The organism is Halorubrum gandharaense (genome assembly GCF_054654575.1).
The window spans coordinates 1,476,697-1,494,112 of sequence record NZ_BAAIET010000001.1 but is presented as its reverse complement, the minus strand read 5'-3'; the positions used below and the strand labels follow the sequence as shown (position 1 = coordinate 1,494,112).

At 68.1% G+C, this 17,416-nt stretch carries 16 protein-coding genes and 1 tRNA gene; 13 read left to right on the top strand and 4 right to left on the bottom strand.

Going from position 1 to position 17,416, the window contains the following annotated elements:
• Window positions 1–47 precede the first annotated feature (47 nt).
• Window positions 48–1,469: an MATE family efflux transporter gene (locus ACYQ07_RS07135; RefSeq protein ID WP_459879227.1), complete on the bottom strand. Its 1,422-nt coding sequence runs from the start codon at window positions 1,467–1,469 to the stop codon at window positions 48–50.
• Window positions 1,470–1,599: 130 nt separating this feature from the next.
• Here ACYQ07_RS07135 and ACYQ07_RS07130 point away from each other — a divergent pair, with 130 nt between their 5' ends.
• Window positions 1,600–2,043 (top strand): gamma-glutamylcyclotransferase family protein, encoded by a 444-nt coding sequence (locus ACYQ07_RS07130; RefSeq protein WP_459879225.1) that lies wholly within the window; start codon window positions 1,600–1,602, stop codon window positions 2,041–2,043.
• 326 nt (window positions 2,044–2,369) lie between these two features.
• Window positions 2,370–3,581, top strand: a complete 1,212-nt coding sequence (gene ilvA / locus ACYQ07_RS07125) for a threonine ammonia-lyase (RefSeq protein ID WP_459879223.1) — start codon at window positions 2,370–2,372, stop codon at window positions 3,579–3,581.
• 32 nt (window positions 3,582–3,613) lie between these two features.
• Here ilvA and ACYQ07_RS07120 read toward each other — a convergent pair whose 3' ends face one another.
• Complete coding sequence (locus ACYQ07_RS07120; protein ID WP_459879221.1) at window positions 3,614–4,579, bottom strand: hypothetical protein; 966 nt, start codon at window positions 4,577–4,579, stop codon at window positions 3,614–3,616.
• Window positions 4,580–4,633: 54 nt separating this feature from the next.
• On the opposite strand from ACYQ07_RS07120, the gene ACYQ07_RS07115 reads away from it, so the two are divergent.
• The 6 genes from ACYQ07_RS07115 (at window position 4,634) to ACYQ07_RS07090 (ending at window position 9,193) form a co-directional block, all read left to right on the top strand.
• On the top strand, window positions 4,634–5,014 hold the full coding sequence (locus ACYQ07_RS07115) for a Rid family detoxifying hydrolase (RefSeq protein ID WP_459879219.1): 381 nt from the start codon (window positions 4,634–4,636) through the stop codon (window positions 5,012–5,014).
• Window position 5,015: 1 nt separating this feature from the next.
• Window positions 5,016–5,300 (top strand): DUF7981 family protein, encoded by a 285-nt coding sequence (locus ACYQ07_RS07110; protein WP_459879217.1) that lies wholly within the window; start codon window positions 5,016–5,018, stop codon window positions 5,298–5,300.
• A gap of 27 nt (window positions 5,301–5,327) precedes the next feature.
• Window positions 5,328–5,409 (top strand) — tRNA-Ser (locus tag ACYQ07_RS07105).
• A 394-nt stretch (window positions 5,410–5,803) separates the two neighbouring features.
• Window positions 5,804–5,971, top strand: coding sequence for a hypothetical protein (locus ACYQ07_RS07100; protein WP_459879215.1), 168 nt, complete (start codon window positions 5,804–5,806; stop codon window positions 5,969–5,971).
• Window positions 5,972–6,307: 336 nt separating this feature from the next.
• Window positions 6,308–7,942 carry a thermosome subunit beta gene (gene thsB, locus ACYQ07_RS07095; RefSeq protein ID WP_459880271.1) on the top strand — a complete coding sequence of 545 codons (1,635 nt, stop codon included), beginning with the start codon at window positions 6,308–6,310 and terminating at the stop codon, window positions 7,940–7,942.
• 258 nt (window positions 7,943–8,200) lie between these two features.
• Window positions 8,201–9,193: an ornithine cyclodeaminase family protein gene (locus ACYQ07_RS07090; RefSeq protein ID WP_459879213.1), complete on the top strand. Its 993-nt coding sequence runs from the start codon at window positions 8,201–8,203 to the stop codon at window positions 9,191–9,193.
• A gap of 37 nt (window positions 9,194–9,230) precedes the next feature.
• Here the strand turns inward: ACYQ07_RS07090 and ACYQ07_RS07085 are convergent, their stop codons facing one another.
• The gene (locus ACYQ07_RS07085) at window positions 9,231–9,506 is read right to left on the bottom strand and encodes a DUF7571 family protein (protein ID WP_459879211.1); all 276 of its coding nucleotides are present in this window, start codon (window positions 9,504–9,506) and stop codon (window positions 9,231–9,233) included.
• A gap of 132 nt (window positions 9,507–9,638) precedes the next feature.
• Window positions 9,639–10,079: an SHOCT domain-containing protein gene (locus ACYQ07_RS07080; RefSeq protein WP_459879209.1), complete on the bottom strand. Its 441-nt coding sequence runs from the start codon at window positions 10,077–10,079 to the stop codon at window positions 9,639–9,641.
• A 142-nt stretch (window positions 10,080–10,221) separates the two neighbouring features.
• Between ACYQ07_RS07080 and leuS the strand changes: the two genes are divergently transcribed.
• The 5 genes from leuS to ACYQ07_RS07055 all read left to right on the top strand — a co-directional run bounded on the left by leuS (window position 10,222) and on the right by ACYQ07_RS07055 (window position 17,230).
• Complete coding sequence (gene leuS, locus ACYQ07_RS07075) at window positions 10,222–12,948, top strand: leucine--tRNA ligase (RefSeq protein WP_459879207.1); 2,727 nt, start codon at window positions 10,222–10,224, stop codon at window positions 12,946–12,948.
• Between the two features lie 809 nt (window positions 12,949–13,757).
• Window positions 13,758–14,192: a DUF5518 domain-containing protein gene (locus ACYQ07_RS07070; RefSeq protein WP_459879205.1), complete on the top strand. Its 435-nt coding sequence runs from the start codon at window positions 13,758–13,760 to the stop codon at window positions 14,190–14,192.
• 115 nt (window positions 14,193–14,307) lie between these two features.
• Window positions 14,308–15,345 carry a metal ABC transporter substrate-binding protein gene (locus ACYQ07_RS07065; RefSeq protein WP_459879203.1) on the top strand — a complete coding sequence of 346 codons (1,038 nt, stop codon included), beginning with the start codon at window positions 14,308–14,310 and terminating at the stop codon, window positions 15,343–15,345.
• Window positions 15,342–16,106 (top strand): metal ABC transporter ATP-binding protein, encoded by a 765-nt coding sequence (locus ACYQ07_RS07060; protein WP_459879201.1) that lies wholly within the window; start codon window positions 15,342–15,344, stop codon window positions 16,104–16,106. The genes ACYQ07_RS07065 and ACYQ07_RS07060 overlap by 4 nt, the downstream gene beginning before the upstream one ends.
• A gap of 80 nt (window positions 16,107–16,186) precedes the next feature.
• Window positions 16,187–17,230 carry a metal ABC transporter permease gene (locus tag ACYQ07_RS07055; protein WP_459880268.1) on the top strand — a complete coding sequence of 348 codons (1,044 nt, stop codon included), beginning with the start codon at window positions 16,187–16,189 and terminating at the stop codon, window positions 17,228–17,230.
• Window positions 17,231–17,416: the final 186 nt, after the last annotated feature.

Genomic DNA, 17,416 nt, shown 5'->3' with positions numbered 1-17,416 from the left:
TTAAACCCCGGCGACCGGCCGGCGACCGGATGGCGGCCGGCGGGCGATCAGCCGCTGTCCTCGCCATCCGGCGACGCCCCGTCTCCCCCATCTCCAGTACCCCGGGCCGCCATCATGTCGGCCGCCCGCTTTGCCCAGCCGGTGTAGCCGAAGCCCCAGACGACGAACAGCGCCATCCAGCAGTACGCGAGGAAGACGCCGACGTACGCGCCCGCCGGCCCCCAGCCGAGCGTCCGGCCGAGCAGCCACGAGACGCCGAGGAAGAAGCCGAACATCCCCGTGACCCGAGCGACGAACGGGATCCGGGTTTCGCTGGCGCCCTGCAGAGAGCCCGAGAGCGCGGAGAAACAGACCAACACGACCGCGGCGGCGCCGTACACCCGCGCGAAGCTGACGCCGTACCGGGCCGTCTCGGGGTCGTCGGTGAACAGCGACACGACCTCGGGGGCGAGCGCGACGAGCAGGAGGCCGACGGAGCCCACCGTCAGCATCCCGAGGCCGGCGACCGCCCACCCGTTGAACCGCGCCTCGTCGGGGTCGCCGGCGCCGAGCGACTGGCCGACGAGCACGCTCGCGGCGACGTTGTACCCCCGCGAGAACGGCCCCGTCACCTGCTGGTACACCCGGCGCCCGATCTGGAAGCCGGCGTTGACGACCTCGCCGAAGCCGAGCAGGAGGGCGTTAAAGGGGAACTCCGCCAGCTCGGAGCCGAACCCCTCGGCCATGCGCGGCGCCGACACCTGCAACAGCTGTTTGGTGATCGTGAAGTCGCGGGGGACCGCGAAGCTCGCGGCGGTCCAGGAGGTGGCGATGGCGAGACAGAGCAGCCCGGCGGTGAGCACGTTGGCGACGGCGGTGGCGATCCCAACACCGGCCACGCCCAAATCGGGAAAGCCGAGCAGCCCCAGGCCGAGCAGGGCGCTCCCGGCGATGTTGACGGAGTTAGCGAACACGTTGACGTACATCGGCGTCCGGGTGTCGCCGGTGCCTTGGAGCGCGCGAGCGCCAACGAGCGCGACGTGGCGGGCGGGCGCCGTCGCGAAGATGATCGCGAGGTACGTGGCGCCGAGCACGACCACCTCGGGCGGGGTCGGCTCTCCGACGATCCGGCCGAACACGTCGATGGCCGCTTCCCCGAGCAGGAAGCCGAACGCCACGAACGGGATACCGGCCAAGGCACCGATCAGCAGCGCCTGTGTGACGGCTTCGTCGCGAGTGGCCGTCGCGCCGGCGCCGGTGTCCTGCGAGGAGAGCGCGATGGCGCCGCCGCCGAGCCCCAGCCCGATCCGCAGCGGGAACCGGGCGTAGAGGTCCGCGAGGCCGATGGCGACGACGGCCGCCGGCGAGATGAGCGCCGTGATCAGCACGTCCGTCGTCCGCATCGCAGTGCGGAACGTCTGCTCGGCCATCACCGGCCACGCCAGCGAGAAGACGCGCTTCCAGACCCGTTTGAGGCGTGGCCACTCCATTCGAGTACGACCACGACGCCCCCCGGGTTTTAGCTGTTGGAGCCGGAGCGAACCGCCGGGAGCGGGTCGACGGAGGACGGAGCATGTTGCACGGGCGAACATTGAACCCTGTGAACGACTCACAGTCCACATGGACGTCTTCGTGTACGGGACGCTGACGGAACCGGAACGGGTGCGGGAGGTGGTCGACTCGTTCGTCTTCGTCGGCCCGGCGACGCTTTCGGGGCTCCACCTCGTGGAGGGGCAGTACCCGACGCTCGCGCCCGGCGGCGAGACGGCCGGCCGGCTGCTCCGAACTGACGCGGTCGACGCCCTCGACGACTACGAGCGCGTCGCCGACGGGCTCTACGTCCGGGTGTTGGTGCCGCTGGTGATGGCGGATGCGGATACGAGCGGTTCAGCGGCGGAGCGCGAGACGACGCACCCGGAGAAGGTCGCCGTCTACGTCGGCAACCCCGAGCGGCTCGACGCCGACGCGAACTGGCCCGGCGAGGGGTCGTTTCGCGAGCGCGTCGAGCGCGTGCTGGCCGAGGCATCGCCGTCCGTGCACGTTCGCGTCGAGCGCGAGCGGTAGCCGACCGTGCCCGCCGGCGTGCCGTCCGGATCTCCGGCGAAACGACGGGCGGATTCATGCACCGACCAGCGGCATGACGCCCGTCAGACGGGGGTTGTACCGCTCCGCTTGCTTGCGGTTACACTTTCACTCCGGGTGCCGTACATTTATATAATCGGCCGTCCACATTCCAGTTGCACGTCACACGCGTGCATTCCCCCCTTTCCCCCTGACTTCGACCGGCGAGCGGCGGCGCTTGCGGGCGTCTCCGGTCCATCGACGCAGCGAGACTCGCCGGACGACGGCGTTCCGACACCACTTAACTCCCGGCGCGAACAGGTCGGCGTATGATCTCGCTTTCGGACGTGCTCGCGGCGCGCGAGCGGGTCGCCGGCGTCGCCCGCCACACCCCGTTGGAGCGGTCGCGCACCTTCTCGGAGATGACGGACGCGGACGTGCACCTGAAACTGGAGAACTTCCAGCGCACGGGAGCGTTCAAGATCCGCGGCGCGATGAACCGGATCGCGACGCTCTCGGACGAGGAGAAGGACGCCGGCGTCGTCACCGCCAGCGCCGGCAACCACGCACAGGGCGTCGCGCTCGCCGCCGACCGCGCCGGCGTCGACGCCAAGATCGTGATGCCGAAACACGCGCCCGTCTCGAAGGTGAAGGCGACGCGGGGGTACGGCGCCCGGGTCGTGTTGGAGGGCGTCGACTACGACGCCGCCGCCGACTACGCACACAAACTGGAGGAGAAGGAGGGGCGCACCTACGTCCACGCGTTCGACGACCCGCTGGTGATGGCCGGGCAGGGAACGATCGGGCTGGAGGTCGTCGAGGACTGCCCCGACGTGGACACGATCGTCGTCCCCATCGGCGGCGGCGGGCTCATCTCCGGAATCGCGGTTGCGATGAAGGCGCAACTCGACGACGTGCGCGTCGTCGGCGTGCAGGCCGAGGGCGCCGCCTCGGCCGCGAAGTCGCTTGAAAAAGGCGAGCGCCACCACCTCGACAGCGTCGACACGATCGCGGACGGGATCGCCACCCGGACGGTCGGCGAGCAGACCCTCCGCGTGATGGAGAAGTACGTCGACGAGGTCGTCACGGTCGACGACCGCGAGATCTCTCTGGCGCTCACGCTCCTGCTCGAGCGCTCCAAGACGGTCGTCGAGGGCGCCGGCGCCGTCCCCCTCGCCGCCGTGCTCTCGGAGGCGTTCGACTACGAGGACGACGAGACGATCGTCGCGGCGCTGTGTGGCGGAAACATCGACCTCAACCGCCTCACCACCGTCGTGATGCGGGGATTGGTGCGGATGGGGCGCTACCTCAAGATCAAGACCGCGCTGAAAGACCGTCCCGGCGAGCTGGAGCGTGTCTCCGGCATCGTCGCCCGTGCGGGCGCGAACGTGTACGCGGTCCACCACGACCGCACTTCCCGGGACGTAGCCGTCAACGCCGCCGAGCTCGAACTGGAGCTGGAGACGCACGACGCCGAACACGCCGCCGACATCGTCGAGGAGCTGGAGTCGCACGGCTACGAGGTCGAAACGCTGTCGTAGGGGGTTCGGGGATCCGAACGCTCTCTCCCCAACTATCCCGTCATCCGGTACTCCACCTTCAGGAACTTCAGTCCGAACAACCACATCTCGTGGGTCGCCCGGAGCGGGTCATTCCCCTCCTCTGCCGCGTCCGCGGGCGCCGGCCACACCCGAAATCGCTGGGAGACGGGAAGCCGGAGCGGAAGGAACGGAAATCGGAGGTAGAGCCCGGGGTGACCCGGCCCTGCAGTGGTCCACTCCAGCCCGCCGGGGACGCCACCGCGGCCGAGGAGGCCGGCGTCGCCCTTCTCGAAGTTCCGCGCGCGGAGCACGGTCGAGAGGGTGCAGAACGGGAGCGGCACGGCAACGTTGACGAGACGCTCGCCGGCGGGCCCTCCACCCGCCGCTTCCGGATCGTCGGCGCCCGCTACGTGCGTGCCGTACGTCGCGAGGAAGACGCACGCTCCCTCCTCGTCCGTCCGGACCCAGCCCCGCACGCCGTCGCGGGGGTCGTCGGGGAGCCCGAGCGCGACGAAGCGACTGTGAAGCCGGCGCCAGCCCGTCGCTTTCCCCGGGAGGTTCAGCTGTTCGATGCGGGTGGTGAGCGGGTCGACGAGCCGGGCACCGAGTCGGAAGCCGCGACCCCAGCGCACCCGGTAGGCGAACGTGTAGTCAGCGGTCTGCTCACAGAAGCGCCGCACCTCGTCGTCCACGCGAGCCGGGTCGAAGCCGTCCGCGGCGGCGTCGGTTGCGGGTTCCTCACGCGACCGGGCGAAGGCGTCGAGGTCCGCGAGCTCGCCGTCGGGCGTCGGCGCGGAGTCGTCGACCAGTCCCCGACGCTCGAAGAAGTCGGCGCCGACCCGTCCGCGCGAGCGGAGCGTCGAGAGCGGCACCTCGCGGGCGAGCCGGCGGCCGCGACGAATGAGGCCGACGACGGTCGCGACCGCGAACACGACCGGATTCCGCTTCAGCAGCTTCCCGACGACCCAGATCCGGAGGAACCGGCGGATGGCGCCCATATCCGAAACTGCGGTCCGGGCACAGTTAAGTGGTCTCGCCGAACAGGTCGGGATATGAAGGAGATCGTCCACACCGACGACGCACCCGAGGCGGTCGGCGCGTACAGCCAGGCGACGACGAACGGCGAGCTCGTCTTCACGGCCGGGCAGATCCCGCTGACGCCCGACGGTGAGCTGCTCGACGACGCCTCCATCGCCGAGCAGACCGAGCAGGCGCTCGACAACCTCGTGGCCGTGCTGGCGGAGGCCGGCGCGGAGCCCACGGACGTGCTGAAGACGACCGTCTTCCTCGCCGACATCGACGACTTCGACGAGATGAACGAGACGTACGCGACGTACTTTGAGGCGGAGCCGCCGGCACGCTCCGCGGTGGAGGCCGGCGGGCTCCCGAAGGGCGCCGGCGTCGAGATCGAGGCCGTCGCCAGCGTCGAGTAGGATGCCCACGGACGACGACGCGGAGCCGGCGGGCGACGACGAGTCGCACCCCGAGGAGCTCCCCGGCGTGCCCGCCACGCGGCGAGCCCGCGCGAAGTCGGCGGCGCTGTGGGGGCTCGTCGGCGGGTTCGCCTTTCTCGTGTTGGCGCAGGGCTACCTGCTCGTCGGCGGCGAGCTCCCCTTCCGCTACGCCGGGATCTTCCCGCTGGCCGCGGTCGTCGCCGCCGTGGCAGGCGGTATTACCTACCTCACCGAACACCGGGTGGGGGCGAAAAGAAGGACTTAACAGTCCCAGCGGATTACGGGCAAACGAGCCAGGATGGCCGAGTGGTAAGGCGCACGCCTGGAAAGCGTGTTCCCTTCCGGGATCGGGGGTTCAAATCCCTCTCCTGGCGTTTTTGTCGACACCGACTACGTGCGAGGAGCGAAGCGGCGAGCGAGTCCGGTGTTGGCGTACCCCAATAAAGGGATTTGAATCAGGGAGTGAAGCGAGCCAAGCGAGCGGAACGACCGTGGTTCAAATCCCTCTCCTGGCGTTTTTGTCGACACCGACTACGTGCGAGGAGCGAAGCGGCGAGCGAGTCCGGTGCCTTCCGGCGTGGTCCTGATTCCCGACTCCCGAGCCCTGGCGCTCGTCGTTGAATGGCCCCACGGCACGCGCTCGGCGGGCGCCTACTGCAAGTGTTCTCCATATACGTCCGGTTTTCCACTCTTGAATATCCGAATCCGAACGTCACCTCCAATCCGACACAAAGTTCATAAGTGTGGGTATTGTTGACACAGGTGACGATGCCAGACACGAAATCAGGACGCGAGCGGAAAGGCAGAAACAAGCGCCGTCAGCTCGAGAGCCACCTCAACGAGCGGGAGCTCGAAGCCACGGACGAACCCCCGGAGCCGTCACTCGACGAGGTGGAGTCGGAGTATCTGGTTGATCCCGCCGAGCTCGACGACTGACCGCCCGCGACCGACCCTCCACGCGGTTTCTCCCACGCCAACGATCACCGAACAGCGGCTGCGCCGGCGGGATGGACGGTTCCGACGACCGTCGCGTTCGTCGCCGCGTATCCTCACAAGTGTTGATAAACCCCCGATCGAATTCGTCCGGAACGGGTTGGCGTGGCGTGTGAACAACACACATGAATAGGGGCAAAACAACGACACATCGGGTGGTTTCTGCCAGCGTGACCGATGGTGTCTCCGGTCCGACCATTCGCACTGCGACGTAAGTTTTATATAGAATCACAAACAATCCGTGAGTGTATGAGTCAGCGTATGCAGCAAGGCCAGCCGATGGTCATCATGGGCGAGGACGCCCAGCGCGTCAAGGATCGTGACGCGCAGGAGTACAACATTTCCGCGGCGCGCGGCGTCGCAGAGGCCGTGCGCTCGACGCTCGGACCGAAAGGGATGGACAAGATGCTCGTCGACTCGATGGGCGACGTCACCATCACGAACGACGGCGTCACCATCCTGCAGGAGATGGACATCGACAACCCGACGGCCGAGATGATCGTCGAGGTTGCCGAGACGCAGGAGGACGAGGCGGGCGACGGCACGACGAGCGCGGTCGCCATCGCCGGCGAGCTCCTCAAGAACGCCGAGGACCTCCTCGAACAGGACATTCACCCGACGGCGGTCATCAAGGGCTTCCACCTCGCGAGCGAGTTCGCGCGTGAGGAGATCGACGAGGTCGCCCACGAGATCGACGCCGACGACACGGAGACGCTCAAGCAGGTCGCCGAGACCTCGATGACGGGCAAGGGCGCGGAGCTCGAAAAGGAGGTCCTTGCCGACCTCATCGTCCGCGCCATCCAGGGCGTCACCGTCGAGGCCGACGACGGCTCGCACGTCGTCGACCTCCAGAACCTCAACATCGAGACGCGCACGGGGCGCTCGGCGTCCGAGTCCGAGCTCCTCTCCGGTGCCGTCATCGACAAGGACCCGGTCCACGACGACATGCCGACCGACTTCGAGGACGCCGACGTACTCCTCCTCAACGAGGCCATCGAAGTCGAGGAGGCCGACGTTGACACTGCCGTCAACATCGAGTCCCCGGACCAGCTCCAGCAGTTCCTCGACAAGGAGGAGGAGCAGCTCCGCGAGAAGGTCGACCAGATCGTCGCCTCCGGCGCGGACGTCGTCTTCTGTCAGAAGGGGATCGACGACCTCGCACAGCACTACCTCGCGAAGGAGGGCATCCTCGCGGTCCGCCGTACGAAGAAGTCCGACATCAAGTTCCTCAAGAACGTGCTCGGCGCGGCCGTCGTCACCGACCTCGACTCGCTGACCGCCGCCGACCTCGGCGTCGGCTCCGTCACCCGTGATGAGGCCGAGGGTCTCTTCTACGTCGAGGGCGCGGACGCCCACGGCGTCACGCTCCTCCTGCGCGGCTCCACCGAGCACGTCGTCGACGAGCTCGAGCGCGGCGTCACCGACGCGATCGACGTCGTCTCCACGACCGTCTCGGACGGACGCGTCCTTCCCGGCGGCGGTGCCATCGAAGTCGAGATCGCCCGGCGGCTCCGCAACTACGCGGACTCCGTCTCCGGCCGCGAGCAACTCGCCGTCGAGGCGTTCGCCGACTCGCTGGAGCTGATCCCGCGCGTGCTCGCCGGGAACGCGGGCCTCGATTCCATCGACCTGCTGGTCGACCTCCGTGCGGCCCACGAGGCGGGCAACGCGGACGCCGGCCTCAACGTCTTCACGGGCGAGGTCGAGAACGCGATCGACGCGGGCGTCGTCGAGACGGCCCACGCCAAAGAGCAGGCGGTCGCCTCCGCCACCGAGGCCGCGAACCTCGTGCTCAAAATCGACGACATCATCGCCGCGGGCGACCTCTCCACCTCGGGCGGCGACGAGGAGGGCGGCGCGCCCGGCGGCGGGATGGGCGGCATGGGCGGCGGCGGGATGGGCGGCATGATGTAAGCGAGGGTCACACCGACTCTCGGCGCCATCCGCGCCACCGACCTGCAGCCGTATCGCGACGATTCACGAACAACCGACCACCTTCTTTCGGACGCCAACTCTCGACGAACCCCCGTAGCGGCGCGTGCGGCGCTCGACCCTCCGTCCTCGCCGTGACGAGTGTACGGGATACGATATTCGATAGAGGATATTCGCTTTTTGTGTATCTGCGAGCCGATACAGCATGACCTAAATACCCGGGTGGCAAATTTTCGCGCCATGCAGACGCTGCTTCTCAACAGCGACGACGTGGACGAGAACGCCCAGATGGACCGGGTCATCGACGCGGTCGAAGGCGCGTTCGCGGCCTACGAGCGCGGCGACGCCCAGATGCCGCCGAAGTCGTACATCGACCTCCCGAAGTACAACGGGGACTTCCGGTCGATGCCCGCCTACCTGGAGACCGACGAGTGGGACGCCGCCGGCATCAAGTGGGTGAACGTCCACACCGACAATCCCGAGGCGTTCGACCTCCCGACGGTCATGGGGACGATGGTGTACTCCGACCCCGAGACCGCCTTCCCGCTGGCGATCATGGACGGGACGGAGCTGACGATGAAGCGCACGGGCGGAGCGGCCGCCGTCGCCACTGACCACCTCTCGGTCGCGGACGCCTCCTCGCTCGGTATCGTCGGCGCCGGCGTGCAGTCGTACACTCAGCTGGAGGCGATCGCCGAGGTTCGCGACATCGAGGAGGTCGTCGTGAGCGACCTCGACGAGGAGCGCGTCGCCCGCTTCATCGACGCTTTCGAGGACCGCTTCGAGGTGCGTGCGGGCTCCATCTCGGAAGCCGGCCACTGTGACATCCTCTCCACGGTAACCCCCGTCGAGTCGCCCATCGTCGGCCCCGACGACGTTGGCGACCACACCCACATCAACGCGATGGGCGCCGACGCGGCGGGCAAACACGAGCTCGCGGACGAACTCCTGCTCGACGCCCGGATCGTCATCGACGACCACGAACAGTGTACCCACTCCGGCGAGATCAACGTCCCGTACAACGAGGGCGTGCTCACCGACGAGGACATCTACGGCGAGATCGGCGAGATCGTCGTCGGCAATCGGGTCGGGCGCGACGACGACACCGGCGTCACCGTCTTCGACTCGACCGGGCTCGCGATCCAGGACGTGGCCGCCGCGCGCGTCGTCTACGAGTACGCCGACGACAACGACAACGGCTACCCGTTCGACCTGCTCGGGCTCGCAGAATAGTCGACTCGCTGGAACCGCAAAGGAAGGCCGCCGACAGTCAGGTCGACTGCGACGGCGAGGTTCGATGCCAGCCGGGGTCGCGGCCGGTCTCCTCGATCCGATCGGCCCGACACGCAGGACAGTAGTCCGGGGCCGCATCCGCACCGCGGGGGACGTACACGCCGCCACCGCACTCGACGCAGGCGTCCGCAACAACCGTGACACAGTCCGTACAGCAGTTGAAGTCGTCGACCGTCAGGTCGCGCAGGGCCTCGAGTTTTTTGTCCAGGTAGTACTCGTCGATGACCGACCGACAGCTGTGACACGTTCTCATGGCGATCCGATGTGTCGTATGTTACCACACCTTATATAGCTGTCTGCACCCACGGATACCGCCGGTGTTTGGCGGTTCGTCCGTCTGATGTCGACACCGCCTCGCGGCCCGTCACGCGAACGACGCCGACGCTCACTCGTCTTTTAAGCGGTCGAGCTCGCGCTCGACGCTCACATCGTCGGAGCGGTCGCCGGCGTCCGTCACGCCCGAATCGAGGTGGTCACCGATCCGCCGCTCGAACTCCTCCTCGGAGATGCGTCCCTCGACGTACTCCTGCCGGAGTCGTTCCTCGGGGTCGGCGGGCTCCTCCGATTCGTCGGCGGGCTCCGACCCGAACCGTCCCGCCGAGCGCCCGCCGTCGGTGGTGCTGCCGTCGCCGCTCCCGCCGAAGATCCACGCGCCGACCCGGTAGGCGACGTAGACGAGTCCGAGGAGGACGGCGAGCGAGATGATACCCGAGACGATCGCCCACGCGAGGCTCAACACCGCGGAGACGACCGAGACGATGATGCTCACGGCGACCAGGATCGCGATCCCGATGGCGCCGTAGTAGAGGGCCTTTTTGAGTGCCATATCCGATCTGGCGGCTCCGCGAGCAAGTAGCTTGTCCCGGCGTGCGCACGGACGACTCTCAAAGAGCTTTCGCCGGCGTGGGAGCCCTCGTCACCGGATGGAAAGGTATAGGGTTTCGACCGCACCACGCGTATATAAGCAGATGTCTCAGGAGGGCTACGACCACAACGCGGTCGAGAGTCGGTGGCAGGAGGCGTGGGCGGACGCCTCCGTGTACCGGACGCCGGACGATGTCGAGGACCCGACGTACGTGCTCGGGATGTACCCGTACCCGTCGGGGAAGCTCCACATGGGCCACGTCCGCAACTACACCATCACGGACGCGTACGCCCGCTACCGCCGCATGCGCGGCGACGACGTGCTCCACCCGATGGGGTGGGACGCGTTCGGTCTCCCCGCGGAAAACGCCGCCAAGGAGCGCGACACCAACCCCCGCGACTGGACGTTCGACTGCATCGACACGATGAAAGGCCAGATGAAGTCGATGGGGTTCGGCTACGACTGGGACCGGGAGATCACCACCTGTACCCCGGAGTACTACGAGTGGAACCAGTGGCTGTTCCGCCGCTTCCACGAGGAGGGGCTTGCCGAGCGCCGCGACGCCGAGGTGAACTGGTGTCCGGACTGTGAGACCGTCCTCGCCGACGAGCAGGTGGAGGGCGACGACGAGCTCTGCTGGCGATGTGACCATCCGGTCGAGCAGCGGGAGCTCGACCAGTGGTTCCTGGAGATTACGGAGTACGCCGACGATCTGGTCGACGCCATCGACGAGCTGGAGGGGTGGCCCGACTCCGTCCGCCAGATGCAGCGCAACTGGATCGGCCGACAGGAGGGAACCCGCCTCACCTTCGATGTTTCGGGCGAGGGCGTCGAGCAGGCCGTGGAGGCGTTCACCACCCGCGCAGACACCGTCTTCGGCGCGAGCTTCTTCGCGCTGGCGCCCGGCCACGAGATCTCGCAGGCGCTCGCCGAGCGCGACGACGGGGTCCGGCGGTTCATCGAGGAGGAGGCCGACCCCGACGGCGACGAGCCCAACGGCGTCGCCACCGACCTCACGGCGACGAACCCGGTCACCGGTGAGGAGCTTCCCGTCTTCGTCGCCGACTTCGTGCTCTCGAACGTGGGCACGGGCGCGCTGATGGGCGTCCCCGGCCACGACGACCGCGACCACGCGTTCGCCGAGAAGATGGGCGTCCCCATCGAGCCGGTCATCGCCCCAGCGCCCGACGGCTCGGACGCCGACTCCGACGCCGAACCCGAGGTCCCCGACGTGAGCGAGTCGGCGTTCACCGAGGACGGCGTGCTCGTCAACTCCGGCGAGTACGACGGCCTGTCGAGCGCCGACGCCCGCGAGGCGATCACCGCCGACACCGCGGACGCCGAGGCGACCACCCAGTACCGGCTGCGCGACTGGGGCATCTCCCGCCAGCGCTACTGGGGGACGCCGATTCCGGTCGTCAACTGCCACGAGGGCTGTGGCTCGGTGCTGGTGCCCGAGGAGGACCTGCCCGTCGAGCTGCCCGAGTTCATCAACACGACCGGGAACCCGCTGGACGCCGCCGAGGAGTGGAAGGCGACGACCTGCCCCGAGTGTGGCGGCGACGCCACCCGCGAGACGGACACGATGGACACGTTCGTCGACTCCTCGTGGTACTTCCTGCGGTACGTCTCGCCGGACCTGGCAGACGCGCCGTACGACGCCGCGCGCGCCGACGACTGGATGCCCGTCGACCAGTACGTCGGCGGCATCGAACACGCCGTGATGCACCTGCTGTACAGCCGGTTCGTCACCAAGTTCCTCGCGGACCACGAGGACCTGGAGGCCCGCGAGCCGTTCACCAACCTGCTGGCACAGGGGATGGTCCAGCTGGAGGGCGAGAAAATGTCGAAGTCGGTCGGCAACGTCGTCTCCCCCCAGCGGATCGTCGAGGAGTACGGCGCCGACACGGCTCGGCTGTTCATGATGCAGGCGGCCCAGCCCGAGCGCGACTTCGACTGGAGCGAGGAGGGCGTCAAGTCCACCTACCGCTTCATCACCCGTCTCACGCGGCTGGTCGAGGAGTACGCGGACGCGGACGAGGACGCGACTGGCGGCGCCGGCGCGGATGCAGAGCCCGACCCCGCCGTCGCCGCCTACGTCGACGACGAGATCGACGCCGCGGTCGCCGTCGCCACCGAGGAGTACGACGACCTCACGTTCAACGTCGCGCTGCGCGAGGCGCAGGGACTCGTCGGCACGCTCCGCAACTACGCGGACTACGCCGACCCCGCCGACCCCGCGGTCCTGAAACGCGGGCTGTCGGTCGCCGTCCGCCTGCTGGCACCCGTCACGCCCCACGTCGCGGAGGAGCTGTACGAGACGCTGGGTGCGGACGCCGAGCCGGGCGCGACGCCCGAATTCGCCGTCGACGCCGAGTGGCCCGCCTCCGACGCCGACCGCGAGACCGCCGAGATGCGCCGACGACTCGTGGAGAACACCCGCGAGGACGTGCGACAGATCATCGACGTGGCCGGCATCGAAGACCCCGCCGCGATCACCGTCGTCGTCGCGCCCGACTGGAAGTACGACGCGCTGGCAATCGCCATCGAGAGCGACGCGGACAACCTCATCTCGGAGCTGATGCAGGAGCCCCATATCCGCGAGCAGGGTGACGACGCCGCCTCCTACGGCCAGGACCTGCAGGCCGAACGCGAGGCGCTCGCCGAGACGCTGCCGGGTGACGCCGAGTACGACGCCCTGCAGGCGGCCGCGTGGCTGATCGAGCGGGAGTTCGACGCCCCCGTCGAGGTGCTGCGCGCGGAGGACGCCGACGATGCCGTCGTCCGCAAGGCGGAGCCGGGCAGGCCGGCGATCGACATCAAGGAGTAGGGACGTTGGCGGCTGGTCGTCTTTCTACGTGTGTCTCTCCCGCCAGCTGCCGCCGGCGGGCTCGGCGACGTGCGGTAGCCGGAAAGAGCCCCGAATACGCACGAAAGACGCCGTTGAAATCACATTCTTCGACACAAACATCTCTGGAACAGTCGGTCGATGGAGAGTGCCTGTTGAGTGAGTTCGGGAGTAGGTGTATCACGTGGGCGGGTGCGGCGTTTATAAGCGGGGCGTGGATGGGGTTGTTCGCCATTTATAAGCAGAGGTTGTCCGGTGAGTTGCTGGTGCGACACTGGAGAGGACCGCCTTCAAAAGCCCCAGCCGGCTCCGGTCGAGGGGCTTGCTGCGCGCTTTTCAGGGCGTCTCTCCGCACCACCCAACGCCCTGAAAAGTGCTTGGCGTCGCCCGTCGTCCCGGAGCCGGCTGCCCCTTTGAGTCCCACCCCGCACCGCTCCGCGACCGCACCTCACGCCTCCCCAGCCTCGGCAGGCGGGCGCCGGCGGGAAAACCGCTCCGCCGGCGACCGCTGCCTCCCTCGCGCTCCGTTCGCGCCCGATGGGCGCTCACGGGCGCGCCACCGCACCGCTTCTTCTTTTATAAGCCGTCGTAGAACTTCTCCCTCGACCGTTTATATACTACATCACCGGACCCGATCTAAAATACCCACTCCCGCAGTCGCTCATCGAGGATTCTGTACTGACCGCAACCGAGTCAGAATCCGTCATCTGCTGTGGATCGCAACAGTGTCTCCGAACCTTGGTTCTTCCACTGGAGGCAGTATTTAAGTGTAGTGGTGCGGATCAAAATCCATGGATAGCGTCGGCAGCCCCCGTGAGTTCCGCCGTGATCCGGAGTGGCGGTATCCGTTCGCGGTCGGGTCCGTTTCCCTCCTGATTTGCGTTGGGGTTCAGCTTTCGTCCACGGCACAGAACGCTGCAGCCGTTCCGCTTCTCGCGGGCGCGATCGCCGGCGCGGCACTGTGGGAGACGGTGCCCGACACGAAGACGCTCGGGTGGCGAACCGGGCTCATCACCGGGGGTGCGGTCGTCATCGGCGCGCTCCGCTTCGCCCTGCAGATTCCGCAGGCGGAGCACACGCTCGTCTCCGTAACCGTCGCCGGCGTGTGGCTCGTGATCGTCTCCGTGCTGTTCGTCCTCGTGTTTGGGGTGCTCGGTGCGCTCGGTGCCGTCGTCGGTGGCCGACTCGGAAGGCGGTTCCAGCATCGCCGCGTGAGCGGTGGCTGATCTCGGACGCTTCGATCGAGGTGTCCCCCGGAGTGCAGTCGACGGGTTTAGACAAGACTAATCTTATTCTTCCTGATCGTCATTTTCTTATAAGTGTGTCTCAAATCGAGGCCTAATGAGGACGCAGACGCGCAACAACGACGGACCGGACGATGGAATCGCCGCCGTCTCTCGCCGTCGGTTCGCCACACTCGGTGCCGGCGCGCTCACCGTGGGGGCTGCGGGCTGTCTCGGCGACGACCCGCAGGGCGACGCGAACCCCGATGAGGGATCGGGTGACCAGTCGGGTGACGATCTCGACGTGGACGACGACCGGCTCACGGTGTTCGCGACGATGCCCGCGGTGTGGGACTTCGTCCGGCAGGTCGCCGGCGACCGGATCGAGGCGATCGACCTCGTGCCGGTCGGCGAGCACGGCCACGACTGGAATCCCGAGCCCGGCACGGTCGAACAGCTCGACCGCGCCGACGGCTTCGTCTACCTCCGCGAGTTCTCCAGCTGGCAGGACGACGCGGCCGCCGAGCTCGAATCCGACCCGGACGTGACCGTCATCGACGCCTCCGAGGGGATCGAGTTCTTCGACAGCCCCGCGGAGGACGATGACGAGCACTGGTGGATGGACCCGGTCGAGTGCCAGCACGGCGTCGAGAACATCGCGGAGGGGCTCGCGGAGATCGACCCCGACAACGCCGAGGTGTTCGCCGAAAATGCCGCCGACTTCACCGAGGAGCTCCAGGCGCTCCACGAGGAGTTCGAGGCGATCGTCGAGCGCGCCGGGCTCGACGCGCTGGTCGTCGGCACGCACGACTCCTTTCAGTGGTGGAATCGCCGCTACGGCATCGACATCTACTCGCCGGTGGGCACGTCGCCGGACGACGCCGCCTCCCCGGGCGATGTCGAGGAGATCGAGGAGCTGATCACGGAGTTTGACATCGAGCACGTGCTGTACGACGTGGGCGAGCCCGGCACCCTCGCGGAGTCGCTGGCCGACGAGACGGAGACGACGGTGCTGCCGCTCTCGCCGGTCGAGACGCAGATCGACGGCACGCCCCCGATCGGCGGTGACCTGGAGATGGAGCCCGATTGGGGCTACATCGAGCACTTCCGCGAGATCAACCTCCCGTCGATCGAACGAGCGCTTCGTGCGGAATGAGCAACACGCCCGTCGTTCGTGCCGAAAACGTCTCGTTCGCGTACGAGGACCAGCCGGTGGTGGAGGACGTCTCGCTGACGGTCGAGCAGGGGGCGTTTCTCGGCGTCGTCGGCCCGAACGGCTCCGGGAAGACGACCCTGCTGAAGCTTCTCCTCGGCCTGGAGTCGCCGGACGCCGGCAGCGTCGAGCTGTTCGGGGAGCCCGCCTCGGGGTTCGACGAGGGAACCCGACTCGGCTACGTCTCCCAGCAGTCGACGGAGGCGGGGACGACGATGCCCGTCACGGTTCGGGAAGTGGTCCGCATGGGGCGGTACCCCCACGCCGGCGTGCGCCGGCTCACCGAGCGGGACCGCGCCGCCGTCGATGCCGCGCTCGACGTGGTCGGCGTCGCGGATCTCGAGGACCGTCGGATCAACCGGCTCTCGGGCGGCCAGCGCCAGCGGGCGTACATCGCCCGCGCGCTCGCCGGCGAGGCGGACCTGCTCGCGCTCGACGAGCCGACCGTCGGCGTCGACGCCGACTCCGTGGCGGCGTTCTACGACCTGCTGGAGGAGCTCAACGATGCGGGAATCACCATCCTGCTCATCGAGCACGACGTGGACCTGCTCGCGCGCCACGCCACCTCGATGGCGGCGATCGACGGGGAGCTGTACGCCCACGAGGAGACGGAGGCGTTCCTAGAGACCGACGCGCTGGAGCGCGCGTTCGGGACCGCCCGCGTTCGCGGGACCGTCGCGACGGACGGGGGTGACCGCGCGTGACGGCCGCCGATGTCCTCGGGCTTGACGACGACGGCCGCGATGACGAGAGACGGAAGCGACGCGAGTTCGGCCGTGGAACCCTGATCGCAGGGGTGGCGGTGCTGCTCGCGGGCTTCGCGGCGTTCATCGCGTGGGGGTTCCCCCCGCTGTACGAGCTGTTCTGGGGGGCGACCTGCGCCGCGGTCGACGAGTGGATCGTCTGTAGCGGCTTCCTCCAGCGCGGGTTCACGGCGGGCATCCTGATCGGCTTCACCGCGCCCGTCGTCGGCGCCTACCTCGTCAACCGGCAGATGGCGCTCATTGGCGAGGCGCTCGCCCACACCGCGTTCGGCGGCGTCGCGATCGGGCTGTTCGTCGGCGCGGCGGTGCCGTCGCTGGACTATCCGCTCGGATTTGCGCTGGTGGCCGCGGCGGTCGCCGCCCTCGGGATGCAGTACGTCGCCGTGCGCACCGACGGCTATGCAGACGTCCCCATCGCCGTCATGCTCACCGGCGGGTTCGCCGTGGGGATCGCCGTCATCTCCTACGGCGTCGTGTTCAGCGCGACCGTCGAGAGCTACCTGTTCGGCGACATCCTCTTCGTTCCCTTCGAGAACGTCCAGCTGATGGTCGGGCTCACGCTGTTGGTGGCGACGACCGTCGCGCTCACGCACAAGCAGCTGCTGTTCATCACGTTCGACCGCGAGGCCGCCCGGCTCGCCCGGCTCAACGTCTGGTTCTACGACACGCTGCTCGTGGTGTTGACCGCGCTCGTCGTCGTCGCGGCCATGCAGATCCTCGGTGCCATCCTCGTCGCCGGGATGCTCGTGATCCCCGTGGCGGCTGCGATGCAGGTGACCCGGAGCTTCGACGGCGGGCTCCTGCTGTCGGTCGTGTTCGGCCAGCTCGCGGTCGTCGGCGGCATCTTCGCCTCGTACGTGCTCAACATCGCCACCGGCGCGACGATCATCCTCGTCGCGGTGGGGCTGTACCTGCTGACGCTCGCGGTGGGCACGGTGCGGGGCGTCGCCGCCGGGCTGGTGGTCGCCGCGATCGCCGCCGCGCTCGCGGTGAGCGTCGCGCCCATTGTTGGGGTGGCCGTCGGAGTCGCCGGCGTCGCCGCCTGGCTGGTCGCATGGCGGTGAGCCGGTTGCGTGGCGGTGAGCCGGTCGCCGACCCGACCCGGTTTAGACGGACCCCTCGGTGAGTGAGATCGGGAGTGAGTGTTGCAGTTCGTCGACGGTAATATGATATATAAATGGCCGAGAGGAGGAGTGACGCCTCACTTATAAACGGAAATGCGGTGCAGTGGCGCGCCCGGCGAGCGCCCA

Excerpts from the sequence above, each read along its gene's own strand:
- ACYQ07_RS07135 (WP_459879227.1), bottom strand. The coding sequence starts at position 1,469 with ATGGAGTGGCCACGCCTCAAACGGGTCTGGAAGCGCGTCTTCTCGCTG.
- ACYQ07_RS07130 (WP_459879225.1), top strand. The coding sequence starts at position 1,600 with ATGGACGTCTTCGTGTACGGGACGCTGACGGAACCGGAACGGGTGCGG.
- ilvA (WP_459879223.1), top strand. The coding sequence starts at position 2,370 with ATGATCTCGCTTTCGGACGTGCTCGCGGCGCGCGAGCGGGTCGCCGGC.
- ACYQ07_RS07120 (WP_459879221.1), bottom strand. The coding sequence starts at position 4,579 with ATGGGCGCCATCCGCCGGTTCCTCCGGATCTGGGTCGTCGGGAAGCTG.
- ACYQ07_RS07115 (WP_459879219.1), top strand. The coding sequence starts at position 4,634 with ATGAAGGAGATCGTCCACACCGACGACGCACCCGAGGCGGTCGGCGCG.
- ACYQ07_RS07110 (WP_459879217.1), top strand. The coding sequence starts at position 5,016 with ATGCCCACGGACGACGACGCGGAGCCGGCGGGCGACGACGAGTCGCAC.
- ACYQ07_RS07100 (WP_459879215.1), top strand. The coding sequence starts at position 5,804 with ATGCCAGACACGAAATCAGGACGCGAGCGGAAAGGCAGAAACAAGCGC.
- thsB (WP_459880271.1), top strand. The coding sequence starts at position 6,308 with ATGGTCATCATGGGCGAGGACGCCCAGCGCGTCAAGGATCGTGACGCG.
- ACYQ07_RS07090 (WP_459879213.1), top strand. The coding sequence starts at position 8,201 with ATGCAGACGCTGCTTCTCAACAGCGACGACGTGGACGAGAACGCCCAG.
- ACYQ07_RS07085 (WP_459879211.1), bottom strand. The coding sequence starts at position 9,506 with ATGAGAACGTGTCACAGCTGTCGGTCGGTCATCGACGAGTACTACCTG.
- ACYQ07_RS07080 (WP_459879209.1), bottom strand. The coding sequence starts at position 10,079 with ATGGCACTCAAAAAGGCCCTCTACTACGGCGCCATCGGGATCGCGATC.
- leuS (WP_459879207.1), top strand. The coding sequence starts at position 10,222 with ATGTCTCAGGAGGGCTACGACCACAACGCGGTCGAGAGTCGGTGGCAG.
- ACYQ07_RS07070 (WP_459879205.1), top strand. The coding sequence starts at position 13,758 with ATGGATAGCGTCGGCAGCCCCCGTGAGTTCCGCCGTGATCCGGAGTGG.
- ACYQ07_RS07065 (WP_459879203.1), top strand. The coding sequence starts at position 14,308 with ATGAGGACGCAGACGCGCAACAACGACGGACCGGACGATGGAATCGCC.
- ACYQ07_RS07060 (WP_459879201.1), top strand. The coding sequence starts at position 15,342 with ATGAGCAACACGCCCGTCGTTCGTGCCGAAAACGTCTCGTTCGCGTAC.